This window comes from Pseudomonas sp. SM4, assembly GCF_051913165.1.
GTDB lineage: Bacteria > Pseudomonadota > Gammaproteobacteria > Pseudomonadales > Pseudomonadaceae > Aquipseudomonas.
This window is the reverse complement of record NZ_JBODOE010000001.1, coordinates 208,420-231,260: the sequence shown is the minus strand read 5'-3', so window position 1 is coordinate 231,260 and position 22,841 is coordinate 208,420. Positions and strand designations below refer to the sequence as shown.

22 protein-coding genes are annotated in these 22,841 nt (G+C 59.6%); 9 read left to right on the top strand and 13 right to left on the bottom strand.

Annotated features, from left to right (window positions below; genetic code table 11):
* The first annotated feature begins 110 nt into the window (after window positions 1-110).
* Together cysZ and ACQ4MY_RS01015 are read left to right on the top strand one after the other, a co-directional pair.
* The gene (gene cysZ, locus ACQ4MY_RS01020; protein WP_008085023.1) at window positions 111-863 is read left to right on the top strand and encodes a sulfate transporter CysZ; all 753 of its coding nucleotides are present in this window, start codon (window positions 111-113) and stop codon (window positions 861-863) included.
* A gap of 54 nt (window positions 864-917) precedes the next feature.
* A complete protein-coding gene (locus ACQ4MY_RS01015) occupies window positions 918-2,117 on the top strand; it encodes a glycosyltransferase family 4 protein (protein WP_440093225.1) in 1,200 nt (399 codons plus the stop codon).
* Window positions 2,118-2,251: 134 nt separating this feature from the next.
* Here ACQ4MY_RS01015 and ACQ4MY_RS01010 read toward each other — a convergent pair whose 3' ends face one another.
* From ACQ4MY_RS01010 to ACQ4MY_RS01000, 3 genes are all read right to left on the bottom strand, one after another.
* Entirely contained in the window at window positions 2,252-3,355 is a 1,104-nt protein-coding gene (locus ACQ4MY_RS01010) for an NADH:flavin oxidoreductase (protein ID WP_440093222.1), read from the bottom strand.
* Window positions 3,356-3,549: 194 nt separating this feature from the next.
* The gene (locus ACQ4MY_RS01005) at window positions 3,550-4,032 is read right to left on the bottom strand and encodes a glutathione peroxidase (RefSeq protein WP_008085026.1); all 483 of its coding nucleotides are present in this window, start codon (window positions 4,030-4,032) and stop codon (window positions 3,550-3,552) included.
* Window positions 4,033-4,155: 123 nt separating this feature from the next.
* Window positions 4,156-4,641, bottom strand: a complete 486-nt coding sequence (locus ACQ4MY_RS01000) for an FKBP-type peptidyl-prolyl cis-trans isomerase (protein ID WP_008085027.1) — start codon at window positions 4,639-4,641, stop codon at window positions 4,156-4,158.
* Here ACQ4MY_RS01000 and ACQ4MY_RS00995 point away from each other — a divergent pair.
* From ACQ4MY_RS00995 to ACQ4MY_RS00985, 3 genes are read left to right on the top strand one after another with little or no spacing between them, the layout of a single operon-like run.
* Entirely contained in the window at window positions 4,610-4,936 is a 327-nt protein-coding gene (locus tag ACQ4MY_RS00995) for a DUF3565 domain-containing protein (RefSeq protein ID WP_440093219.1), read from the top strand. The two genes, ACQ4MY_RS01000 and ACQ4MY_RS00995, sit on opposite strands and share 32 nt — an antisense overlap.
* A gap of 60 nt (window positions 4,937-4,996) precedes the next feature.
* Window positions 4,997-7,096 (top strand): phosphate acetyltransferase, encoded by a 2,100-nt coding sequence (gene pta / locus ACQ4MY_RS00990; RefSeq protein WP_440093217.1) that lies wholly within the window; start codon window positions 4,997-4,999, stop codon window positions 7,094-7,096.
* Window positions 7,097-8,002, top strand: coding sequence for an acyltransferase (locus ACQ4MY_RS00985; protein WP_008085029.1), 906 nt, complete (start codon window positions 7,097-7,099; stop codon window positions 8,000-8,002). It begins immediately after the preceding gene.
* A gap of 179 nt (window positions 8,003-8,181) precedes the next feature.
* Here the strand turns inward: ACQ4MY_RS00985 and cysN are convergent, their stop codons facing one another.
* From cysN to ACQ4MY_RS00970, 3 genes are all read right to left on the bottom strand, one after another.
* A complete protein-coding gene (gene cysN / locus ACQ4MY_RS00980) occupies window positions 8,182-10,080 on the bottom strand; it encodes a sulfate adenylyltransferase subunit CysN (RefSeq protein WP_034154495.1) in 1,899 nt (632 codons plus the stop codon).
* 9 nt (window positions 10,081-10,089) lie between these two features.
* On the bottom strand, window positions 10,090-11,007 hold the full coding sequence (cysD, locus tag ACQ4MY_RS00975; protein ID WP_008085033.1) for a sulfate adenylyltransferase subunit CysD: 918 nt from the start codon (window positions 11,005-11,007) through the stop codon (window positions 10,090-10,092).
* Window positions 11,008-11,246: 239 nt separating this feature from the next.
* Window positions 11,247-12,005: a Nif3-like dinuclear metal center hexameric protein gene (locus ACQ4MY_RS00970; RefSeq protein WP_440093214.1), complete on the bottom strand. Its 759-nt coding sequence runs from the start codon at window positions 12,003-12,005 to the stop codon at window positions 11,247-11,249.
* Between the two features lie 103 nt (window positions 12,006-12,108).
* Here ACQ4MY_RS00970 and algW point away from each other — a divergent pair, with 103 nt between their 5' ends.
* From algW to ACQ4MY_RS00950, 4 genes are all read left to right on the top strand, one after another.
* Entirely contained in the window at window positions 12,109-13,269 is a 1,161-nt protein-coding gene (gene algW / locus ACQ4MY_RS00965) for a Do family serine endopeptidase AlgW (RefSeq protein ID WP_008085036.1), read from the top strand.
* A gap of 176 nt (window positions 13,270-13,445) precedes the next feature.
* Window positions 13,446-13,910 (top strand): hypothetical protein, encoded by a 465-nt coding sequence (locus tag ACQ4MY_RS00960; RefSeq protein WP_440093212.1) that lies wholly within the window; start codon window positions 13,446-13,448, stop codon window positions 13,908-13,910.
* Window positions 13,911-14,005: 95 nt separating this feature from the next.
* Window positions 14,006-16,111: a TonB-dependent siderophore receptor gene (locus ACQ4MY_RS00955; protein ID WP_440093211.1), complete on the top strand. Its 2,106-nt coding sequence runs from the start codon at window positions 14,006-14,008 to the stop codon at window positions 16,109-16,111.
* Between the two features lie 12 nt (window positions 16,112-16,123).
* Window positions 16,124-16,843 (top strand): DUF4198 domain-containing protein, encoded by a 720-nt coding sequence (locus tag ACQ4MY_RS00950; RefSeq protein WP_440093209.1) that lies wholly within the window; start codon window positions 16,124-16,126, stop codon window positions 16,841-16,843.
* A gap of 119 nt (window positions 16,844-16,962) precedes the next feature.
* On the opposite strand, the gene hisC is transcribed toward ACQ4MY_RS00950, so the two are convergent.
* The 7 genes from hisC to ACQ4MY_RS00915 all read right to left on the bottom strand — a co-directional run bounded on the left by hisC (window position 16,963) and on the right by ACQ4MY_RS00915 (window position 22,834).
* On the bottom strand, window positions 16,963-18,015 hold the full coding sequence (hisC, locus tag ACQ4MY_RS00945) for a histidinol-phosphate transaminase (protein WP_440093208.1): 1,053 nt from the start codon (window positions 18,013-18,015) through the stop codon (window positions 16,963-16,965).
* A gap of 3 nt (window positions 18,016-18,018) precedes the next feature.
* Complete coding sequence (gene hisD / locus ACQ4MY_RS00940; protein ID WP_440093206.1) at window positions 18,019-19,356, bottom strand: histidinol dehydrogenase; 1,338 nt, start codon at window positions 19,354-19,356, stop codon at window positions 18,019-18,021.
* Window positions 19,357-19,481: 125 nt separating this feature from the next.
* Entirely contained in the window at window positions 19,482-20,117 is a 636-nt protein-coding gene (gene hisG, locus ACQ4MY_RS00935) for an ATP phosphoribosyltransferase (RefSeq protein ID WP_007967226.1), read from the bottom strand.
* A 124-nt stretch (window positions 20,118-20,241) separates the two neighbouring features.
* The gene (murA, locus tag ACQ4MY_RS00930) at window positions 20,242-21,507 is read right to left on the bottom strand and encodes a UDP-N-acetylglucosamine 1-carboxyvinyltransferase (protein ID WP_053117117.1); all 1,266 of its coding nucleotides are present in this window, start codon (window positions 21,505-21,507) and stop codon (window positions 20,242-20,244) included.
* A 22-nt stretch (window positions 21,508-21,529) separates the two neighbouring features.
* A complete protein-coding gene (locus ACQ4MY_RS00925; protein ID WP_008085051.1) occupies window positions 21,530-21,769 on the bottom strand; it encodes a BolA family protein in 240 nt (79 codons plus the stop codon).
* 115 nt (window positions 21,770-21,884) lie between these two features.
* Window positions 21,885-22,190, bottom strand: coding sequence for an STAS domain-containing protein (locus ACQ4MY_RS00920; RefSeq protein WP_440093203.1), 306 nt, complete (start codon window positions 22,188-22,190; stop codon window positions 21,885-21,887).
* Window positions 22,187-22,834 (bottom strand): MlaC/ttg2D family ABC transporter substrate-binding protein, encoded by a 648-nt coding sequence (locus tag ACQ4MY_RS00915; RefSeq protein ID WP_008085055.1) that lies wholly within the window; start codon window positions 22,832-22,834, stop codon window positions 22,187-22,189. The genes ACQ4MY_RS00920 and ACQ4MY_RS00915 overlap by 4 nt, the downstream gene beginning before the upstream one ends.
* Between the last annotated feature and the right edge of the window lie 7 nt (window positions 22,835-22,841).

Sequence of the window (22,841 nt, the reverse complement as noted above, 5' to 3'; positions counted from 1 at the left end):
AATAGCGTCCCTCTGATCTTGTTACAGTGAATGTCGATCGCTCTGCCGTGCTTTCGCAGCCTGTGCAAAGTCGGTAAGGTCGGCGCGTTTTCCCTTGCTCGGAGCACCTTATGCCCGCCCCTGTTCTGTCCGGCCCGCAATACCTGCGCGAAGGCCTCAAACTGGTTCTCAGCCCTGGCCTGCGCCTGTTCGTGTTGTTGCCGCTGGCGATCAACCTGGTGCTGTTCGTCGGCTTGATTTATCTGGCCGGCCACCAGTTCAGCCTCTGGGTCGATACGCTGATGCCATCGCTGCCCGAATGGCTGAGCTTCCTCAGCTACATCCTCTGGCCATTGTTCGTCGTGCTGGTGGCGCTGATGGTGTTTTTCACCTTCACCATGCTCGCCAACGTGATCGCCGCGCCGTTCAACGGCTTTCTCGCGGAAAAAGTCGAAGTGGTGGTGCGCGGCACCGATGACTTCCCGGCGTTCAGTTGGGGCGAGTTGATCGAGATGGTCCCGCGCACCCTCGCCCGGGAAATGCGCAAGCTCGGCTACTTCTTGCCACGGGCAATCGGCCTGTTCATTCTTTCGTTCATCCCGATGGTCAACATCATCGCCGCGCCATTGTGGCTGCTGTTCGGCGTGTGGATGATGGCGATCCAGTACATCGACTACCCGGCGGACAACCACAAACTGGGCTGGAACGAAATGCTCGCCTGGCTGCGCCAGAAGCGCTGGCAGAGCATGAGTTTTGGCGGGATCGTCTATCTGGCGCTGCTGATTCCGGTGGTCAACATCCTGATGATGCCGGCGGCTGTGGCGGGTGCGACGTTGTTCTGGGTGCGTGAGCGTGGTGCCGAGAATCTGGTGACTCAGCGCTGAACCGGCAACAGAGCGCGCGTCACAAATCCATCATCCGAACGTCACAAGCACGACATGGCCTCAGCCGACACTGAGGTCATGACGACAGCTCTACACATCACCCTCATCAGCGAAACCTTTCCACCGGAAATCAACGGCGTGGCCAATACCCTTGGCCGCTTGTGCGATGGCTTGCGCGCGCGCGGGCATCAGGTGGAACTGGTGCGCCCGCGTCAGGCCGGCGATCCGCAGCGCAGTGAAGATGATGCGCTGCTGCTGTGCCGAGGTTGGCCGCTGCCGGGTTATCCGGGGTTGCAGTGGGGGCAGTCGTCGATGCACAAACTGCTGCGGCGCTGGAAGCGCCAGCGCCCGGATGTGCTGTATATCGCCACGGAAGGGCCACTCGGCCTGTCGGCGTTGCGGGCCGCGCGGCGTTTGGGGATATCGGTGGTCAGCGGGTTTCATACCAATTTTCAGCAATACACCAGCCAGTACGGCCTGGGTTTGCTGACCCGGATGCTCACGCATTATCTGCGCTGGTTTCACAATCGTTCGGCGCTGACATTGGTGCCGAGCGTCAGCCAGCGGCTGGAACTGGAGCGGCGGCATTTCGAGCGGTTGGCGTTGTTGTCGCGAGGGGTCGACAGCCAGTTGTTTCATCCAAGCAAACGGTTGAACGCTTTACGTGAGCAATGGGGCCTCAACGAACGCGATATCGCGGTCATTCACGTAGGACGCCTCGCTCCCGAGAAAAACCTCGGCCTGCTCAAGCGCAGCTTCGAAACACTGCGCAGCACTTATCCACAGCGTCATCTGAAACTGATCATCATCGGTGACGGGCCGCAACGCGTGGCGCTGGAAAAGGACCTGCCCGAGGCGATCTTCTGCGGCGCACAACGTGGCGAGGCATTGGCCGCGCACTATGCGTCGGGGGATGTGTTTGTGTTTCCGAGCCTGACCGAAACCTTCGGCAATGTCGTGCTGGAGGCGCTGGCCTCAGGTTTGGGGGTGGTAGCCTACGATCAAGCGGCGGCGGCGCAACACATTCGTCACGGCTACAGCGGCGTGCTGGCGATGCCGGGGGATGAGCAGGCATTTTGCGAAGCGGCCGTGTGGTTGCTGGAGGAAGATGAGCGGTTGCGTTGTGTGCGGCTGAATGCGCGGCAGCATGCGAGTCGCCAGGGGTGGCCGGCGATTATCGAGCAGTTTGAGAGCCATTTGCGTGGGGCTTGTGTGGGGGAGCAAGTGGTGCCGAATGCGCAGACATTGCCTTGAATCATTGCTGACTTGGAAGGCGCCATCGCTGGCAAGCCAGCTCCCACAGTGTTTGCGGAAAACACAAAATTTGTGAACATCCCCAGAACCTGTGGGAGCTGGCTTGCCAGCGATAGCGTCAGAAGCGGCGCTGGTTAAACCAGGGTCATCAACGCCTCACGGCTGAACGGCAGGATGTCCTGCTCGCGCCCTTCGCGGACTTTCAGCGCCCAGTCCGGATCAACCAGCAGCGCACGCCCCACCGCCACCAGATCGAATTCCTCTTTGTTCAGACGCTCCAGCAGGTTTTCCAGGCTGGCCGGTTGCGCGACCTTGTCGGTGTTGACCATGAACTGCAGGAACTCGCCGTCCAGACCAACACTGCCGACGGTGATGGTTGGTTTGCCAGTCAGCTTGCGCGTCCAGCCCGCCAGGTTCAGCTCGGAACCTTCGAACTCCGGCTCCCAGAAGCGGCGCGTCGAGCAGTGGAAAATATCCACACCTGCGTCAGACAACGGCTTGAGGAATTCGCCCAGCGCTTCCGGCGTTTGCACCAGACGCGCGGTGTAATCCTGCTGCTTCCACTGCGAGAAGCGGAAGATGATCGGGAAGCCTTCGCCGACCGCAGCACGCACCGCCTGAATCAGCTCGATGGCAAAACGCGAGCGGTTGGCCAGGTTGCCGCCGTACTCGTCGGTGCGCTGGTTGCTGCCTTCCCAGAAGAACTGGTCGACCAGGTAACCGTGGGCGCCGTGAATCTCGACGCCGTCCATGCCGATGCTTTGTGCATCCTTGGCCGCTTGGGCGAAGGCTGCGATCACGTCCTGGATGTCTTGTTTAGTCATGCCGTGCACCACGACCTGACCGTCCTTGCGTTTTTCCGACGGGCCGTAACCCGGCACGCTGGCGTCCGGCTCGGTGCCGATGCGGCGCACACTGCCGACGTGCCACAGTTGCGGAACGATCTTGCCGCCTTCAGCGTGAACGGCGTCGACGACTTTTTTCCAGCCGGCCAAAGGCGCGTCGCCAAAGAATTGCGGCACGTTCGGGTAGCCATTGGAGGCGATGTGACCGACGGTGGTGCCTTCGGTGATGATCAGGCCAACGCCTGCGGCCGCACGACGGCGGTAGTATTCAATGACTTTCGAATTCGGCACGCCACCCGGGGAGAAAGAACGGGTCATCGGCGCCATGACCACGCGGGTCGGCAATTCGAAGGCACCGAGGTGGAACGGTTTGAACAAGGCTTGGACAGGCATCGGGAGGCTCCACAGAGATGACTTTATGACGACTATAATATGGAGAGCCGAGGCCTTTGAACAGCATTATTGATTTCGGTGATTAAGGATTAAAAGACGCAAAGCAAAAGATCGCAGCCTTCGGCAGCTCCTGCATGGGATTAAGGTTTCCCTGTAGGAGCTGCCGAAGGCTGCGATCTTTTGATCTTGCTGTCTCAGCTCAGCGCTTTTTCAATCGCATGCACAATGGTCGGATCATCCGGCGCCGTGCGCGGCGAGAACCGCGCCAACACACGGCCGTCCTTGCCGAGCAAAAACTTCTCGAAATTCCAGGTGATGTCACCGGGAAACTCCGCCCCCTCGCCCGCCAGCAAGCGGTACAACTGATGACGATCATGACCGTTGACTTCGAGCTTGCTCGACAACGGGAACGTCACGCCATAGTTGAGGCTGCAGAAATCCTGGATTTCCTGTTCAGTGCCAGGTTCCTGGCCGGCAAACTGGTTGCACGGCAGGCCGAGCACGCTGAAACCTTTGCCCTTGAACTGCTGATAGAGGTTTTCCAGCGCCGCATACTGGGGGGTCAAGCCGCATTTGGAGGCGACGTTGACCACCAGCACGACTTGGCCCTTGAACGGTGCCAGCGGTAGCTCCTGACCATCCAGGGCTGTCAACTTAAGGTCGTGAAAAGCACTCATGACGAACTCCAAGATTCCCGTGTTCTACTCGAAACAGCCACTTGGCGAGACCACCAAGGACAGCCGCGGACTAAAAAGGCGCCCGCAGGCGCCTCTCCAGTACTCGAAGCTTAGCGCAGAAAATCAGTGGTGATGGCCACCTTCGCCATGGACGTGGCCATGAGCGATTTCTTCCTGGCTGGCGTCACGGATGTCAACGATCTTCACTTTGAAGTTCAGACGCTGACCAGCCAACGGGTGGTTGCCGTCGACAGTCACGTCGTCGCCGTCGAGGTCACGGATGGTGACGATTTGCATCTGGCCGTCCGGCGCCGAAGCGTGGAACTGCATGCCGACTTCCAGCTCGTCAACGCCTTCGAACATGCTGCGGCTCAGGGTGCTGACCAGCTCGGCAGCGTATTCGCCGTAAGCGTCTTCCGGTTCAACGGAGACTTCCAGCTCGTCACCAACAGCTTTGCCATCCAGCGCTTTTTCCAGGCCCGGGATGATGTTGCCTGCGCCTTGCAGGTAGACCAGCGGAGCGCCGCCGGCGGAGCTGTCGATGACCTCACCAGCGTCGTTGGTCAGGGTATAGTCGATGGAGACAGCCTTATTGGCGGCGATCAGCATGGGGCGAGACCTTTTGCAGAAGAATATAGAAAGGCCAAGTTTAGCGAAGCAATCGCGCGAAAGCGAACACAACCCGGACAAACGGGTTTCGACGCTCACAGGCTTCCATCAAGACGAAGACGGCCATTGGGTGGCCGAGCTTTCCTGTGGCCACACCCAGCACCTGCGCCACCAGCCGCCGTGGCAATCACGCGCCTGGGTGCTGGACCCGGCGCAACGTATTGAAAAAATAGGCCAACCCTTTGCCTGCGGTTGGTGCGCACAGGGCTCGGTTAGCGATAACCTTGGCGACTGAATTTCGGTAGGCGATCACGTATAGATTGCCGCCATTGCCATGCAACTTTAGAGAATTCGCATGCAAACTTTTTTTATCGCCCCCACCGATTTTGGCGTGGGTCTGACCTCCATCAGCCTCGGGCTGGTGCGCACGCTTGAGCGAGCGGGCCTGAAAGTCGGGTTCTTCAAACCGATTGCGCAGCCGCACCCGGGCGACACCGGCCCCGAGCGCTCCACCGAACTGGTGGCCCGTACTCACGGTTTGAAACCGCCGCAACCATTGGGCTTGGCGCACGTCGAGCGGATGCTCGGCGACGGCCAGCTCGATGAGTTGCTCGAAGAAATCATCACCCTGTATCAGCAAGCCGCCATCGGCAAGGACGTGCTGGTCGTCGAAGGCATGGTGCCGACCCGCAGCGCCAGCTACGCCGCGCGGGTCAACCTGCACCTGGCCAAAAGCCTCGATGCCGAGGTGATTCTGGTCTCGGCGCCGGAAAACGAAGTGCTCGCCGAACTCTCCGGCCGCGTTGAATTGCAGGCGCAATTGTTCGGCGGGCCGAAAGACCCGAAAGTCCTCGGCGTGATCCTCAACAAGGTCAAAACCGAAGAAAGCATGGACGCCTTCGCCGCGCGTCTGAAGGAGCACTCGCCGTTGCTGCGCAGCGGTGATTTCCGCCTGCTCGGCTGCATTCCCTATCAGCCGGAACTCAATGCACCACGCACCCGCGACGTCGCCGACCTGATGGGCGCGCAAGTGCTCAACGCCGGTGATTACGAAACCCGGCGGATGACCAAAATCATCATTTGCGCACGCACCATGCGCAACACCGTCGAGCTGCTCAAGCCCGGCGTGCTGGTGGTGACCCCGGGCGATCGCGACGACATCATCCTCGCCGTCAGCCTCGCGGCGATCAACGGCGTGCCGCTGGCCGGCCTGTTGCTGACCAGCGACACCCTGCCCGATCCGCGCATCATGGATCTGTGCCGGGGCGCGTTGCAGGCCGGTCTGCCTGTGTTGTCGGTGAGCACTGGCTCGTATGACACCGCCAACCTGCTCAACGGTTTGAACAAGGAAATCCCGATCGATGACCGCGAGCGTGCGGAGATCATCACCGACTTCGTTGCCAGCCATCTCGACGCCAAATGGCTGCACCAGCGCTGCGGCACGCCACGCGAAATGCGCCTGTCGCCGGCAGTGTTCCGCTATCAGTTGATTCAGCGTGCGCAGGCGGCGAACAAGCGCATCGTCCTGCCCGAAGGCAGCGAGCCGTTCACCGTGCAAGCGGCGGCGATCTGTCAGGAGCGCGGGATCGCCCGTTGTGTGTTGCTGGCGAAACCGGAAGACGTCGAAGCCGTCGCCCGCGCCCAAGGCATTACATTGCCGCCAGGGCTGGAGATTCTCGATCCGGACCTGATCCGCGAGCGCTACGTCGAACCGATGGTGGCCCTGCGCAAAACCAAAAGCCTCAATGCACCGATGGCCGAGCAGCAACTGGAAGACACTGTGGTGATCGGCACCATGATGCTGGCGCTGGATGAAGTCGACGGATTGGTTTCCGGCGTGATCAACACCACCGCCAACACCATCCGCCCTGCCTTGCAGTTGATCAAAACGGCACCGGGCTGCACGCTGGTGTCGTCGGTGTTCTTCATGCTGTTCCCGGAAGAAGTGCTGGTGTATGGCGACTGTGTGATGAACCCGCATCCAAGTGCCACCGAACTGGCCGAGATTGCCCTGCAAAGTGCCGACTCGGCGGCGGCGTTCGGTATTACGCCGCGCGTGGCGATGATCAGTTATTCCAGCGGCGAATCGGCCACGGGCGAAGAAGTCGAGAAAGTCCGCGAGGCCACCCTGCTCGCCCACGAACAACAGCACTCGCTACTGATCGACGGCCCGTTGCAATACGACGCCGCGGCCAACGCCGAAGTCGCCCGGCAACTGGCGCCGAACAGCCAGGTCGCCGGTCGCGCCACGGTGTTCGTGTTCCCGGATCTGAACACCGGCAATACCACGCACAAAGCCGTGCAACGCAGCGCCGATTGCGTCAGCCTCGGACCGATGCTGCAAGGCCTGCGCAAACCGGTGAACGATTTGCCGCGCGGCGCGCAAGTCGATGACATCGTCTACACCATCGCCCTTACCGCGATTCAAGCCGCCAACCGACCTATGGATGTGTAAATGCTGGATTTTCTACCTGCACCCGTGCGCGGCGTGATTGCCTCGCTGCTGTTGGCACTCAACACGATTCTGCTCTGCTCGTTTCTGTTCTGCGTGGCGCTGGTCAAGGCCTTGCCGTTCGCCTTGACCCAACGTATCGCCGGTTGGCTGATGAGCCACACCCACGAAGCGTGGATCAGCAATAACAAGGGCTGGATGAACCTGGTACGCCGCACGCGCTGGCACATCAGCGGCCTGCAAGGCCTCGACTACCAGCACTCGTACCTGATCACCAGTAACCATCAGAGCTGGGTCGATATTCTGGTGCTGCAATACGTGCTCAACCGCCGGATTCAGCCGCTGAAGTTCTTCCTCAAGCAGGAGCTGATCTGGGTGCCGGTGATCGGTCTGGCCTGGTGGGCGCTGGGCTTTCCGTTCATGAAGCGCTACTCCAAGGCCTACCTGGCCAAGCACCCGGAGAAGAAAGGCAAAGACCTCGAAACCACGCGCAAGACCTGCGCGAAGTTTCGCAATAATCCGGTAGGGATTTTCAACTTCGTCGAGGGCACGCGCTTTACCGACGGCAAGCATGCGCAGCAGCAATCGCCGTTCAAGTATCTGCTCAAGCCCAAGGCTGGCGGGATTGCCTTTGTGCTCGATGCGATGGGCGAGCAGTTGGAGTCGATCGTCAACGTGACGATTCACTACCCGGCCGGGCGCCCGGGCTTCTGGGATTTGCTGTGCGGCAATGTGCGCGACGTGGTGGTGCACTTTGAAGAGCTGAAGATTCCGCAGCAGTTCATCGGCAAGAACTACGATCAGGACGGCGAGTATCGCCTGCAGTTCCAGGGCTGGATCAATCAGCTGTGGCTGGACAAGGATGCGCTGCTGGAACAGATGCACCGCGAATATCCAGCGAAGTCTTGAGGCGTCTGTTCCGGCCTCATCGCTGGCAAGCCAGCTCCCACAGGTTTCTCTGCGTTACACAATATTTGTGTGCGCTGAAAATCCCTGTGGGAGCTGGCTTGCCAGCGATAGCAATATCAAGGCAACAAAAAACCCGCCGATGATCTCTCATCAGCGGGTTTTGTTTTTCAGGCTAACGCTTAAATCGCGCCACGCTGACGCAGCAGATCCAGCACTTGCTTGACGCTTTCTTCCACACTCAGCGTCTGCGTGTCGATCACCAGATCGGCATTCAGCGGCACGTCGTACGGGAAGGATTCGCCCGGGATGTTGTCGCCAGCGGCGGCATACAGGCCTTGCGGATCACGCTCGGCGCAGACGGCCGGCGAGGCCTGTACGTAGACGGTCAGCAGACGATCCTTGCCGATCAGGTCCTTGGCCTGTTCACGCCCTTCAGCGCTTGGTGCCACGAAAGAGGCCAGGGTCAGCAGACCGGCTTCGTTGAACTGACGCGCCACGTGCGCGGCACGACGCCAGTTCTCGGTACGCCCGGCGCGATCCTGCGGCAGACCTTTGTTGAGGTCTTGACGCAGGTTCTGGCCATCCAGCACAAACACCGCACGGCCCATGTCGAACAGCTTGCGCTCGACCGCGTAAGCCAGCGTGCTTTTGCCCGCGCCCGACAGACCGCTGAACAGCACGGTCGCCGGTTGCTGGCCAAAGCGCTGAGCACGTTCCTCTGTCGCAACATGCGCCAGTTTGCCGTGGTGCGTGGCAGTGCCATGCGTCACTGGCTGCGCGACGATCATGCCGGCGCCGACGGTGCCGTTGGTCAAGCGGTCGATGATGATGAACGCGCCGGTGGTGCGGTTGCTCTCGTAACCGTCGAGGGCGATCGGCGCGTCGAGCGCGATCTTCACCTTGCCGATTTCGTTGAGCTGCAACGCGCTCGCCGGGCCTTCTTCCAGGGTGTTCACATCAACCTTGTTAACGATGCTGGCAATCGAGCCCGGCACGTAACTGGTGGCGCGCTTGATGTCGTATTTCTTGCCCGGCAGCATCGGCTCTTCAGCCATCCACACCAGCATCGCTTCGAAGCTGTCGGTGACTGGCGGCACGTTGTCGGCGTGCACCAACAGGTCACCACGGGAGATGTCGATTTCGTCTTCCATGGTCAGCGTCACGGCCTGACCTGGACCTGCATGTTCCAGCTCACCTTCGAAAGTGACGATGGATTTTACGCGGCTGCTCTTGCCCGACGGCAGCACCACGACTTCGTCACCCTTGTGCACGATGCCACTGGCCAGCGTGCCGGCGAAACCGCGGAAGTTCAGGTTCGGACGGTTGACGTATTGCACCGGGAAACGCAGATCGGTGAAGTTGCGATCGCCCGCGACTTCCACGGTCTCGAGGATTTCCATCAGCGACTGGCCTTTGTACCAAGGCGAGCGCTCGGACTTGTTGACCACGTTGTCGCCTTTGAGGGCAGACATCGGCACGAAGTGCATGCTGGTCGGCTTCATCTTCAAGCCTTCGGCGAACTTCAGGTAGTCAGCCTTGATCGACTCGAACACGCCTTCATCGAAGTCTTTCAAGTCCATCTTGTTGATGGCGACGACGATGTGTTTGATCCCCAGCAACGAGGCGATGAAGCTGTGGCGACGGGTCTGGGTCTGCACGCCGTAACGCGCGTCGACCAGGATGATCGCCAGGTCACAGGTGGACGCACCGGTGGCCATGTTGCGGGTGTACTGCTCATGGCCAGGGGTGTCGGCAATGATGAATTTGCGTTTCGCGGTGGAGAAGTAGCGGTAAGCAACATCGATGGTGATGCCCTGCTCACGCTCGGCCTGCAGACCGTCAACCAGCAATGCCAGGTCGATGTCGTCACCGGTGGTGCCGACTTTCTTCGAATCGCGGGTAATCGCTTCGAGGTGATCTTCGTAGATCATTTTCGAGTCGTGCAGCAGGCGCCCGATCAGGGTGCTCTTGCCGTCATCAACGTTACCGCAAGTCAAAAAGCGCAGCAGCTCTTTACGTTCGTGCTGGCCCAGGTAGGCGAGGATGTCCTCGCTGATCAAATCAGATACGTGCGACATGACAACCCCTTAGAAATAACCCTGACGTTTTTTGTCTTCCATCGAGCCGGCGCCATCGTGGTCGATGACTCGGCCCTGGCGCTCGGAAGTTCGCGTCAGGAGCATTTCCTGGATGATGTCCGTCAGCGTTTCGGCTTCGGACTCCACGGCGCCCGTCAACGGGTAGCAGCCAAGGGTGCGGAAACGCACTTTCTTTTTGACGATGCGCGCTTTGTCTTCATCGGACAGGTGTTCGAGGATGCGCTCGTCGTCGATCATGATCAGCGTGCCGTTCTTCTCGATCACTTCGCGTTCGGCGGCGAAGTACAGCGGCACAATCGGGATGCCTTCGAGGTAGATGTACTGCCAGATGTCCAGTTCGGTCCAGTTAGACAGAGGGAATACACGGATGGATTCGCCCTTGTTGACCTTGCCGTTGTAGACGTTCCACAGTTCTGGACGCTGGTTTTTCGGGTCCCAGCGGTGCTTGCTGTCGCGGAACGAGTACACGCGCTCTTTCGCGCGGGATTTCTCTTCATCGCGACGGGCGCCGCCGAACGCTGCGTCGAAACCATGTTTGTCGAGTGCCTGCTTCAAGCCCTCGGTTTTCATGATGTCGGTGTGCTTGGCGCTGCCGTGGGTGAACGGGTTGATGTTCTGCGCCACGCCATCGGGGTTGATGTGGGTGATCAGGTCCAGGCCCAGTTCTTCGACCATCTTGTCGCGGAACTTGTACATCTCCTGGAATTTCCAGCGGGTGTCGACGTGCATCACCGGAAACGGCAGCTTGCCCGGGAAGAACGCCTTGCGTGCCAGATGCAGCATCACGGCGGAGTCTTTACCGATGGAGTACAGCATCACCGGGTTATCGAACTCGGCGGCCACCTCGCGGATGATGTGGATGCTTTCCGCCTCCAGCTGTTTCAGATGCGTCAGTTTGTCGACCATGGCTACTCACGAAAACTTTCTTATGAACGGCCAGCGGGCCGTGTTCGAGCGGGGAATCCTAGCACAGCGGCCTTCTTCTAATCAGGACGCGGGCTAGAACGAAAGGGCATATGAATATGCCTCACAGTTCGGCCAACCCGCCCCTGTAGGAGCTGCCGAAGGCTGCGATCTTTTGATCTGGCCCTTTAAAAACAAGATCAACAGATCGCAGCCTTCGGCAGCTCCTACAGAGGAGGGAGTCAGATCGGGTTGGGGATGTCGATGAAGATGTGTTCGAGGGCGAAGCGTTTTGCCAGGTAGTCGCCCAGCGCCTGCACGCCGTAGCGTTCGGTGGCGTGGTGGCCGGCGGCGATGAAGCTGATGTCGTTTTCGCGAGCACTGTGGAAAGTCTGCTCGGACGCCTCGCCACTGAGGAATAAATCGACGCCCGCCGCGACGCCATGATCGATATAACCCTGGCCACCGCCAGTGCACCAGCCGACCCGGCGAATCATCGGGCTGCCCTCAATCACCAGCGGCTCACGGCCCATGACGTCCTGCACCTTGCGGGCGAAATCGCGTGCGGTCATCGGCTCTTTCAGGGAGCCGACCAGGCCGACGATTTTCAGATTATCCGGGTCCAGTGGCCCTTCCACAGTGATATCCAACTGACGCGCCAGTTGCACGTTATTGCCCACCTCCGGGTGCAAATCAAGCGGCAAGTGGTAGGCGAGCAGACTGATGTCGTGCTTGAGCAAGGTCTTCAGCCGACGCTGTTTCATGCCGGTGATGCACGGGTTTTCGCCCTTCCAGAAGTAACCATGATGCACCAGCACCAGATCGGCCCCGGCTTCAACGGCAGCGTCCAGCAAAGCCTGGCTGGCAGTGACGCCGCTGACAATGCGCATCACCTGCGGCCGACCTTCGACCTGCAAACCGTTGGGGCAATAATCGGCAATTTTCGCACTGCCAAGATAACGGTCGGCTTCTTCGACGAGGGTGCTGAGGGCAACGGCCATGAAAGACTCCTAAATATCCCGTTCCGAGGCACGCGCGGCCTCGTATAATGCGCGACATTATGGGCGGTCTGACCCCGCCTGCAACTTTTCCAGGACGTGCTTAATGTTCAAGGCGCTGCGTTTTATGGGCTGGCCGCTGTTGGCCGGTGTGCTTATCGCTCTGTTGATTATTCAGCGTTACCCGCAGTGGGTCGGGCTGCCGAGCCTCGACGTCAACCTGCAACAGGCACCGCAAACCACCAGCGTGCAGCAGGGCCCGGTGTCCTATGCGGACGCGGTGACCATCGCGGCGCCCTCGGTGGTCAACCTGTACACCACCAAAGTCATCAACAAACCGGCGCATCCGCTGTTTGAAGATCCGCAGTTCCGCCGCTTCTTCGGGGACAACTCGCCGAAGCAGAAACGCATGGAATCGAGCCTCGGCTCCGGCGTGATCATGAGCCCGGAAGGCTACATTCTGACCAACAACCACGTGACCAGCGGCGCGGATCAGATCGTCGTCGCCTTGAAGGACGGTCGCGAAACCCTCGCCCGCGTGATCGGCAGCGACCCGGAAACCGATCTGGCCGTCCTCAAGATCGACTTGAAAAGCCTGCCAGCCATCACCGTCGGTCGCTCCGACAACATCCGCATCGGCGACGTCGCGCTGGCCATCGGCAACCCGTTCGGCGTCGGCCAGACCGTGACCATGGGCATCATCAGCGCCACCGGGCGTAACCAGTTGGGCCTGAACAACTACGAAGACTTCATCCAGACCGACGCGGCGATCAACCCGGGCAACTCCGGTGGTGCGCTGGTCGATGCCAACGGCAATCTGACCGGCATCAACACGGCGATTTTCTCCAAGTCCGGCGGTTCGCAGGGCATCGGTTTTGCCATCCCGGTGAAACTGGCGATGGAAGTGATGAAGTCGATCATCGAGCACGGTCAGGTGATCCGTGGCTGGCTGGGCATTGAAGTGCAGCCACTGACCCAGGAACTGGCCGAGTCGTTTGGCCTGTCCGGGCGCCCGGGGATTGTCGTCGCGGGGATCTTCCGCGATGGCCCGGCACAGAAGGCCGGCCTGCAATTGGGTGACGTGATTTTGAGTATTGATGGCGAACCGGCGGGTGATGGTCGTCGCTCGATGAACCAGGTCGCGCGGATCAAACCGACTGACAAGGTGACGATTCAGGTGATGCGTAACGGCAAGGAGCTGAAGCTCTCGGCTGAAATCGGCCTGCGTCCGCCACCGGCGCCGGTGCAGGAAAAAGAAGAGAATTAAAAGCAAGCTGCCCCACCCCACGTGACGGCAACTGCCGCTGCTGGAAGAACGCGATGTATTCATACATCGCGTTTTTTTTGCCCGTAAGAACATTAAGCGCTAAAACCTGCAGCTATAGCCTTGATAGCCAATAAAACTGAAAACCTGTCATATCCGACAGTATCGACGACAGCCCCTTGAGTTTTACGCTGATGCCGTCAAAACCAAATAATCAAAACATGGGGTTGAAAATGGACATTCGAGAAGCAACGAAAGGCTTGGAGCGTATGGGTTCAGGTTTTATTACGGTTAAGCGCGATGGTGGGGAGGAGCACAGGTTCACCGCTGTTGATCTGCACGATTTCGGCAATGACCAGGGAGGTGTAATGGTAGGGGGCGATGATGGAACCTATCACACGATCGGGTTTGGTTACCCGGCGCACTCCAAGGACGGAAGCCACAAGGCATATTACAAGAAGGACTTTTTCGATTCTTATATGACGTGGAGTTACAGCGACAAGGATGGTGGGACGCATGTTGCGGATGAAGGAGAATTGAACGTGACTTTCTCGAATCATCTCAACTCGGCGAAAGGCTCCTACAGTTTCGAGACGAGGGAAGGTACGAAGTTCGAGGGAACGTTCGACCTGAAAGCCGGCTGAAGCTTCACTCCGCTGCCACGCCAGCGGCGTGAATAAGAGACTTTCTCAAAAGGCATGTTATATTGTTTCAATTACGCCAATTGGAACAACATAACATGTCGTCTCGAACAAAGGCCTCCCTACTCGGCCTGAGCCTCGGTTTGCTGGTTGATCCAGCCTTTGCCGAAGAACCGCAACCCCTCGAACTCGACACTATCAGTGTCGTCTCCGATTACGAATCGCCGACCGGCCCGGTAAAGGGTTACCGCGCTACCCGTTCGTCCAGCGCGACCAAAACCGACACCGCGATCCGCGATATTCCGCAGGCGATCAGCGTGGTGCCCGCCAGCGTGCTTAAGGATCTGGGCAGCACCAGCGTCGAGCGCGCATTAGATTTTGCTGGCGGAGTGTCGAAGCAGAACAACTTCGGCGGCCTGACACTGTACGAATACAGCGTGCGCGGCTTCACCACCTCGGAGTTCTACAAGGACGGTTTCAGCGCCAATCGCGGTTATCCGAGCACGCCGGATGCGGCCAACATCGAACGCATTGAAGTGCTCAAAGGCCCGGCCGCCAGCCTGTATGGCCGAGGCGATCCGGGCGGCACGGTGAACATCGTCACCAAGAAACCGCAGCCCGAAGCGTTTACCACCCTGCAAACCAGCGCCGGCAGTTGGGATCGTTATCGCACCGCGCTGGACGTCAACACGCCGCTGGATGATCAGGGCGATGTGCTCTCGCGGATCAATCTCGCGGTCGAAGACAACAACAGTTTTCGCGATCACGTCGACAGCAAGCGCGTGTTCGTCGCGCCTTCGATCAGTTGGCAACTGAACCCGGACACGTCGCTGTTGGTGGAAAGCGAAATCGTCCGTCACAGCTCCACGTTCGATCGCGGCATCGTTGCGCCGAACAACACATGGAGCGGCGTGTCGCGCTCGACTTTCCTCGGCGAACCCAACGACGGCAACATCAATAATCACAACAATCTGCTTCAGGCCACGCTGGAACATCACCTCAACGACAGCTGGAAGTTGCGCCTGGCCAGCCATTACAAGGACGGCAAACTCTGGGGCTTCGCTTCGGAAGCGCGTCCGCTGAACGCCGACGGCCACACCGTCAACCGCCGCTATCGCGAGCGCGACACTAACTGGCACGACAGCATTACCCAGCTTGAGCTGCGAGGCTTGTTCGACCTCGGCCCTTGGCAGCACGAACTGCTGATCGGCACCGAATACGAAAACTTCCGCAAGAATGAGCGCGTCACCACGATTGCTGGCGGCCCCTACGCCATCGACATCTACAACCCGATCTACGGCCAGCCGAAACCCAACGATGCACGCTCGGGCACGGATACGTTCGAACACGTCGAAAGTCATGCGCTGAACCTGCAGGATCAAATCATCTTCACTGACAAACTGCGCGGGATGATCGGTGCGCGTTTCGAGCATTTCGATCAGCACATCGACGATCACAGCCGCAACGCCACGAGCAACCAACGGCATGACGCCCTCACCCAACGCGCCGGCCTGCTCTATCAACTGACGCCGCAAACCGGTCTGTTCGCCAACGCCTCGACCTCGTTCAAACCGAACAATGGCCTCGACGCGTCCGGCAAATCCTTTGACCCGGAAGAAGGCGTCGGCTACGAAGTCGGCATCAAGAACGAGCTGTTCGACGAGCGCCTGAGCAGCACCCTCGCCTTCTTCCACATCGACAAGGAAAACGTCCTCGCCCTCGACCCGGCCACCGACACCAGCCGCGCGATGGGCAAGGCGCGCAGTCGCGGCTTCGATTGGCAAGTCACCGGGCAAGTCACCGATGCGGTGCGGGTGATCGGTGCCTTCGCTTATATCGACGCCGAAGTCACTCAGGGTGACGCGGTGATTCCCACCGGCAGCCGAATCCTCGGCGTGGCCAAACGCAGCGGCAGTCTGCTCGGGGTGTATGAGTTTCAGGATGGCCGTTTGCGCGGCTCGGACGTCGGCGCGGCGTTCACTTATGTCGGCGACCGCTCCGGTGAATCCGGCAGCGATTTTGAATTGCCGGCCTATCACACCGTCGACCTGCTGGCCCACTACAAGGCCAGCGACAACGTCACCGTCGGCCTGAACCTGAACAATGTTTTCGACGAAAAATACTACGAGCGCTCGTACAGCAATTACTGGGTCAACCCCGGCGAGCCGCGCAATTTCACCGTCAGCCTGACACTCAATCTGTAAAAGGACGTCACCATGCAATACGGCAAAACCCTCGTGCTCATCGCCGCCCTGTTCGCCGGCCAAGTCTCGGCTCATGGCCTGTGGACCGAACAACGGCGCGGCAATATCGAAGTGATCTACGGCCACGGCGCTGAAGACAATGCGTTCAAGGCGCAGAAAATCAGCGGCGCCTGGGCCTACGATGCGGGCGGCAAGATGATTCCGGTCAGCGTTGAACGGCTCGCCGATCACGCACGTTTGAAACCGCTGAAGTCGCCTGCGGTGTTGGCCGTGGCGCTGAACAATGGCATGTGGTCGCAGACCGCCGACAAGAAGTGGATCAACGAAGGCCGCAGCAAAGTACCGGGCGCTATTGAGGCAACCGAGACATTCAAATACAGCCTGGCGATTTACCAGCCGGGGGCGAAGTTGCCGAAGCTGGATCAGATCAAGCTGCTGATTTTGCCGGAGGTTGATCCACTGACGGTGGGGCCGGGGAAATCATTGCCGGTGCGGGTGTTGCTCGATGGCAAGCCGGCGGCCGGGGTGAAGTTGATTGGCGACTATCGCAGCGCGCCGAACACCCTGAGCACCGAGACCGACAAGGATGGCCGCGCGCAGGTGCTGGTGCGAAATGAAGGGTTGAACGTGATTGCGGCGCAGGTTGAGGTGCCGGTCAAGGACAGTGCTGATGTGAACAGTCGCGGCTTGTTCAGCTCACTGACCTTTCTTGGCGAACCGCATCACGAGTAATCACCACAAATCCCCTGTAGGAGTGAGCCTGCTCGCGATTGCGGTGTGTCATTCAACTCACATGTTGAATGCCGAAACGCATCGCGAGCAGGCTCACTCCTACAGGGTGCAGCGGTGGTTTAAAGCTCGCCCAGGCCGTCGATCAGCGCCTGATTCTGCTCCGGCGTGCCAATCGAGATCCGCAGGAACTGCGCAATCCGCTCCTGCTTGAAGTGCCGCACAATCACGCCCTGCTCGCGCAATTTCGCCGCCAGCCCCGCCGCATCATGCTGCGGATGCCGGGCGAAGATGAAGTTCGCCGCCGACGGCAGCACTTCAAAACCCTTGGCCTGCAACTGCGCGATCACCCACTCGCGGCTCTCGATCACCAGACGGCAGGTCTTGTCGAAATACTCGCGATCTTCGAACGCGGCAGCAGCACCGACAATCGCCAGACGATCGAGCGGATAAGAGTTGAAGCTGTTCTTGATTCGCTCCAGCGCCTCGATCAAGTCCGGATGCCCGACCGCCAGACCCACGCGCAAACCGGCCAGCGAGCGCGATTTGGACAGGGTCTGCGTCACCAGCAGGTTCGGATAACGATTCACCAGACTGATCGCTGTCTCGCCGCCGAAGTCGATGTACGCCTCATCCACCACCACGACTGAATCCGGGCTGGCCTTGAGGATTTGTTCAACCGCGTCCAGCGCCAGCAGGCACCCGGTCGGTGCGTTCGGGTTAGGGAAGATGATTCCGCCATTTGGCCTGGCGTAGTCAGCCGGGTCGATCTGGAACTGCGCGTCCAGTGGCACCGCATCGAATTGGATGCCGTACAACCCGCAGTAAACCGGATAGAAGCTGTAGCTGATGTCCGGGAACAGCAACGGCTGATCATGCTGCAGCAAACCGTGGAAAATGTGCGCGAGCACTTCGTCCGAACCGTTGCCGAGAAACACTTGATTGCTCTGTACGCCGTAGTAGTTGGCGACGGCAGTTTTCAGCAGATCGCTGTTCGGGTCCGGGTACAGGCGCAGGTTGTCGTTGAGTTCGACCTGCATCGCCGCCAAGGCTTTTGGCGATGGGCCGTACGGGTTTTCGTTGGTGTTGAGCTTGACCAGTTTGGTCAGCTTCGGTTGTTCGCCCGGCACGTACGGCACCAGATCTTTAACGAACGGGCTCCAGAATTTGCTCATCGCTCAGTTCCCCTGCCCTTGTAGAAAGTCTGCGTCTTTGATGCGGTATTCGGCGCTGCGCGCGTGCGCACTCAGCGATTCGCCACGGGCCAGCACGGAGGCGGTTTTACCCAACTCGGAAGCACCGGCCTCGGAGCAGAAGATGATCGACGAACGCTTCTGGAAGTCATACACACCCAGTGGCGAAGAGAAACGCGCGGTGCCGGAGGTCGGCAATACGTGGTTCGGGCCTGCGCAGTAGTCGCCCAGCGCTTCGGAAGTGTGACGGCCCATGAAGATCGCGCCGGCGTGGCGGATCTGCGGCAGCCAGGCCTGTGGGTCAGCAACCGACAATTCCAGGTGCTCCGGGGCGATGCGGTTGGCGACTTCGATGGCTTGGGCCATGTCCTTCACGTGAATCAACGCACCACGACCATTGATCGAGGTTTCGATGATGGTCGCGCGATCCATGGTCGGCAGCAGTTTGTCGATGCTGGCGGCGACCTTGTCGAGGAACTCGGCGTCCGGGCTGACCAGAATCGCCTGCGCGTCTTCGTCGTGCTCGGCTTGCGAGAACAGATCCATGGCGATCCAGTCCGGATCGGTCTGGCCGTCGCACACCACGAGGATTTCCGAAGGGCCGGCGATCATGTCGATGCCAACCTGACCGAACACGTGGCGCTTGGCCGTGGCGACATAAATGTTGCCCGGGCCAACCACTTTGTCGACTTTCGGCACGCTTTCGGTGCCATAAGCCAAGGCAGCAACGGCTTGCGCGCCACCGATGGTGAACACGCGGTCGACGCCGGCGATGCACGCGGCGGCCAACACCAACTCGTTGATTTCACCACGAGGGGTCGGCACGACCATGACCACTTCGGTCACGCCGGCGACTTTGGCCGGAATCGCGTTCATCAATACCGACGACGGATACGACGCCTTGCCACCCGGCACATAGAGACCGGCGCGATCCAGTGGCGTGACCTTCTGGCCCAGCACGGTGCCGTCAGCCTCGGTGTAGCTCCAGGAATCCTGCTTCTGTTTTTCGTGGTAGCTGCGCACGCGGGCGGCGGCTTTTTCCAGCGCTTCGCGCTGTGGCACGGTGATGCGCGTCAGCGCCAGTTCCAGGCGCTCGCGCGGCAGGATCAGGTCAGCCATCGAAGCGACTTCGAGGCCGTCGAACTTCTCGGTGAACTCGACCAGCGCCGCGTCACCGCGTTCGCGCACAGCCTTGATGATGTCCAGCACCCGCTGATTGACCGAGTCGTCAGACACACTTTCCCAGCTCAGCAGATGATCCAGATGATGCGCGAAATCCGGGTCAGCAGCGTTGAGTCGGCGAATTGCAGTCGTTGCGGTCATAGCGAGAGCCTCATAGGAATGGCAAAAACTCAGGCGCCCTAACTTAGCAGTCGTTTCCGCTTGGGCACCTGAGATTCTGGCTATGAGGCGGATAGACGGGCGCGACTTAACGTCGCGCAGGTGAATCAGCCGCGGTGTCGCGATTCCACTGCGTTGCGCAGGGTATCGATCAACGCCTGGATTCGGGCGTGTTGCATTTTCATCGAAGCCTTGTTGACCACCAGGCGCGAGCTGATCGTGGCGATCAGTTCCTGAGGTTCCAGGCCGTTGGCGCGCAAAGTGTTGCCGGTGTCGACCACGTCGATGATCTTGTCCGCCAGACCGATCAGCGGCGCCAGTTCCATCGAGCCATAGAGCTTGATGATGTCGACCTGACGGCCCTGCTCGGCGTAGTAACGCTTGGCAACGTTGACGAACTTGGTCGCCACGCGCAGACGGCCCTTGGGCTCGGCCGCACCGATTTTGCCGGCGGTCATCAGCTTGCACTGGGCGATTTGCAAGTCCAGTGGCTCGTACAGGCCCTGGCCGGTGTATTCCATCAGCACGTCTTTACCAGCGACGCCGAGGTCGGCCGCGCCATGCTCGACATAGGTCGGCACGTCAGTGGCGCGCACGATCAACAGACGAACGTCGTCCTGAGTCGTGGGAATGATCAGCTTGCGGCTCTTGTCCGGATTCTCGGTCGGCACGATGCCCGCTTCGGCAAGAAGCGGCAGGGTGTCGTCAAGGATGCGGCCCTTGGACAGTGCGATGGTCAACATGGGAAACGTCAGTCCTTATCAAGGTACTCATGTCCGGTCGCAATCGGCGCCGGACACACATCGAGCCGGAAACCGGCTCGACTCTTAAAATCAGTGGACACGTCCCTGTGTCCCAATGCAGCAATCAGCCCGGAACGCGACGGATCTTGGCGCCCAGCATCTGCAGTTTTTCTTCGATGCACTCGTAACCACGGTCGATGTGGTAGATGCGGTCGATCAGCGTGTCGCCTTCGGCAACCAGTGCCGAGATCACCAGGCTGGCCGAAGCTCGCAGGTCGGTGGCCATGACTGGCGCGCCTTTCAGGACTTCAGTACCGGTGACGATGGCAGTGTTGCCTTCGACCTGGATCTTGGCGCCCATGCGGTGCAGTTCGTACACGTGCATGAAACGGTTTTCGAAGATCGTCTCGATCACCGCACCGGTGCCTTCGGCAATGGCGTTGAGCGAGATGAACTGCGCCTGCATGTCAGTCGGGAAAGCCGGGTACGGCGCGGTGCGCACGTTCACTGCTTTCGGACGCTTGCCGTGCATGTTCAGCTCGATCCAGTCTTCACCGCAGGTGATTTCTGCGCCGGCTTCACGGAGTTTATCCAGAACGGCTTCGAGGATGGTCGGATCAGTGTCCTTGACCTTGACGCGGCCACCGGTGACGGCAGCAGCCACCAGGTAGGTGCCGGTTTCAATACGGTCAGGCATGACTTTGTAGAAGCACGAACCCAGACGCTCGACGCCATCAATGGTGATGGTGTCGGTGCCGGCGCCGGAAACCTTGGCGCCCATGGCGTTGAGGAAGTTCGCCAGGTCAACCACTTCAGGCTCGCGGGCGGCGTTCTGCAACACGCTGCGCCCCTTGGCCAGAGCAGCGGCCATCATGATGTTCTCGGTACCGGTCACACTGACGGTGTCGAAGAAGAAGCTTGCACCGCGCAAGCCACCTTCAGGCGCCTTGGCCTTGATGTAGCCGCCTTCGACGTCGATTACTGCGCCCATGGCTTCGAGACCACGGATGTGCAGGTCGACCGGACGCGAACCGATGGCGCAACCGCCAGGCAGTGCAACTTCGGCTTCACCGAAACGGGCAACCATCGGGCCCAGTACCAGGATCGACGCACGCATGGTTTTCACCAGTTCGTACGGGGCGATCAGGGTCTTGATGGTGCGCGGGTCGATTTCGACGCTGAGTTTCTCGTCGATCACCGGCTCAATGCCCATGCGACCGAACAGCTCGATCATGGTAGTGATGTCGTGCAGGTGCGGCAGGTTGCCAACGGTCACCGGGCCATCGCACAGCAGGGTGGCAGCCAGGATCGGCAGGGCAGAGTTCTTTGCCCCGGAAATGCGGATCTCGCCATCAAGGCGAGCGCCACCGGTAATAATCAATTTATCCATAAGAATCTCGACGCCCTTAGGCTCAGGTGCGCTCGGCCCAGGCCGCGCTGCTGAAAAATTTCATAGTGACCGCATGGATGCTGCCATCGGTGATCCATGGGTTCAAATGGGCATAGACCTGCTGCTGACGCTTCACCGGGCTCAACGCCGCCAGTTCATCGCTAATCACGTTCAGCTGGAAATTGCAGCCTTCGCCCTCAACTTCTACCAACGTTCCGGGCAGCTTTCCTTCAAGGAAGCTCTTCACTTCTACGGCCTGCATGCTCAACCTCAATCGGCGCCCTGTGCGCACGGGTCGGACATCATACAAAAAAGCCCCGCGCCTGCGAACCCCGCATGGCAGGACTCTGACGGGGGGCTTCTTTATAGATGTGGGTTCAGGGGTGCGCCAACAGTTCGGTCAATTCACTGACCTGAGCAATTTCGCGCATGTCTTCGGGCATTGCGCGGATGCTGACGACCTTGCCGGCCGCCTTGGCATCGCGCATGAAGCACAGCAGCAACGACAAGCCGACGCTACTGGACTTCTTCACCGCCGAGCAATCGATCACCAGCGATGCCGCTTTACTGGACTTGATCAGTGCCTGGCCTTCCTTGCGCAAGTCAGGGCCGGTGCGGTAATCCAGCACTCCGCTGAGCAGAAGCTCGTCGACATCACTCATACGAACTGCGGCCTCACTCATTGTGCTGGGTTCTTTTCGGTGGATTCCTTGGCCTTGGCCACTTCACCGGCCCAACCGTTGATGGTCTTGTCCAGGTCGTTGCCATTACGCTGCATCGCGTCGGCGAACTGATCACGGAACAGCTTGCCGATGTTGATGCCGTTGATGATCACGTTGCGCAGTTTCCACTCGCCATTGATCTTCTCCAGCGTGTACTGCACAGGATAGATCGCGCCGTTGCTGCCCTTGACGGTCATGTTGACGCTGGTGCGATCACCCGACTCGTCCTTCGCCGGATCAACGGTAATGCCCTGGTTGTTGTACTCGAGCAAGGCGTTGCCGTAGAACTGGAACAGGCCTTTCTTGAAGTTTTCCTGGAAGGTCTGCATCTGCGCCGGCGTGGCCTTGCGCGAATACTTGACCGTCATGATGCTCTTGGAAATGCCTTCGGCGTCGACTACCGGCCCGACAATGCTGTTGAGCGCCGCGTAAAAATCAGTCGGATCCTGCTTGTATTTCTCTTTGTTGGCCGCCAGATCAGCCAGCAACCGGTTGGTTGTGTCTTGGACCAGATCGTGTGCCGAAGTCGCAGCCGCCACGGCGTTACCCATCAACGGCAAGGCCGCCAACAGCACCAACAGGCTGCGTCGCAAGATAGAGATCATTCAAAAG

Bases quoted from the DNA above. Each gene is read 5' to 3' on its own strand.
- cysN (WP_034154495.1), bottom strand. From the start codon at position 10,080: ATGTCGCACGTATCTGATTTGATCAGCGAGGACATCCTCGCCTACCTG.
- hisC (WP_440093208.1), bottom strand. From the start codon at position 18,015: ATGAGCAAATTCTGGAGCCCGTTCGTTAAAGATCTGGTGCCGTACGTG.
- cysD (WP_008085033.1), bottom strand. From the start codon at position 11,007: ATGGTCGACAAACTGACGCATCTGAAACAGCTGGAGGCGGAAAGCATC.
- ACQ4MY_RS01000 (WP_008085027.1), bottom strand. From the start codon at position 4,641: ATGCTGATCGCCGCCAATAAGGCTGTCTCCATCGACTATACCCTGACC.
- ACQ4MY_RS00995 (WP_440093219.1), top strand. From the start codon at position 4,610: ATGGAGACAGCCTTATTGGCGGCGATCAGCATGGGGCGAGACCTTTTG.
- ACQ4MY_RS00955 (WP_440093211.1), top strand. From the start codon at position 14,006: ATGTCGTCTCGAACAAAGGCCTCCCTACTCGGCCTGAGCCTCGGTTTG.
- ACQ4MY_RS00985 (WP_008085029.1), top strand. From the start codon at position 7,097: ATGCTGGATTTTCTACCTGCACCCGTGCGCGGCGTGATTGCCTCGCTG.
- ACQ4MY_RS01010 (WP_440093222.1), bottom strand. From the start codon at position 3,355: ATGCCTGTCCAAGCCTTGTTCAAACCGTTCCACCTCGGTGCCTTCGAA.
- pta (WP_440093217.1), top strand. From the start codon at position 4,997: ATGCAAACTTTTTTTATCGCCCCCACCGATTTTGGCGTGGGTCTGACC.
- ACQ4MY_RS01015 (WP_440093225.1), top strand. From the start codon at position 918: ATGGCCTCAGCCGACACTGAGGTCATGACGACAGCTCTACACATCACC.
- ACQ4MY_RS00920 (WP_440093203.1), bottom strand. From the start codon at position 22,190: ATGAGTGAGGCCGCAGTTCGTATGAGTGATGTCGACGAGCTTCTGCTC.
- ACQ4MY_RS00970 (WP_440093214.1), bottom strand. From the start codon at position 12,005: ATGGCCGTTGCCCTCAGCACCCTCGTCGAAGAAGCCGACCGTTATCTT.
- ACQ4MY_RS00925 (WP_008085051.1), bottom strand. From the start codon at position 21,769: ATGCAGGCCGTAGAAGTGAAGAGCTTCCTTGAAGGAAAGCTGCCCGGA.
- ACQ4MY_RS01005 (WP_008085026.1), bottom strand. From the start codon at position 4,032: ATGAGTGCTTTTCACGACCTTAAGTTGACAGCCCTGGATGGTCAGGAG.
- algW (WP_008085036.1), top strand. From the start codon at position 12,109: ATGTTCAAGGCGCTGCGTTTTATGGGCTGGCCGCTGTTGGCCGGTGTG.
- ACQ4MY_RS00950 (WP_440093209.1), top strand. From the start codon at position 16,124: ATGCAATACGGCAAAACCCTCGTGCTCATCGCCGCCCTGTTCGCCGGC.
- murA (WP_053117117.1), bottom strand. From the start codon at position 21,507: ATGGATAAATTGATTATTACCGGTGGCGCTCGCCTTGATGGCGAGATC.
- hisG (WP_007967226.1), bottom strand. From the start codon at position 20,117: ATGTTGACCATCGCACTGTCCAAGGGCCGCATCCTTGACGACACCCTG.
- cysZ (WP_008085023.1), top strand. From the start codon at position 111: ATGCCCGCCCCTGTTCTGTCCGGCCCGCAATACCTGCGCGAAGGCCTC.
- hisD (WP_440093206.1), bottom strand. From the start codon at position 19,356: ATGACCGCAACGACTGCAATTCGCCGACTCAACGCTGCTGACCCGGAT.
- ACQ4MY_RS00915 (WP_008085055.1), bottom strand. From the start codon at position 22,834: ATGATCTCTATCTTGCGACGCAGCCTGTTGGTGCTGTTGGCGGCCTTG.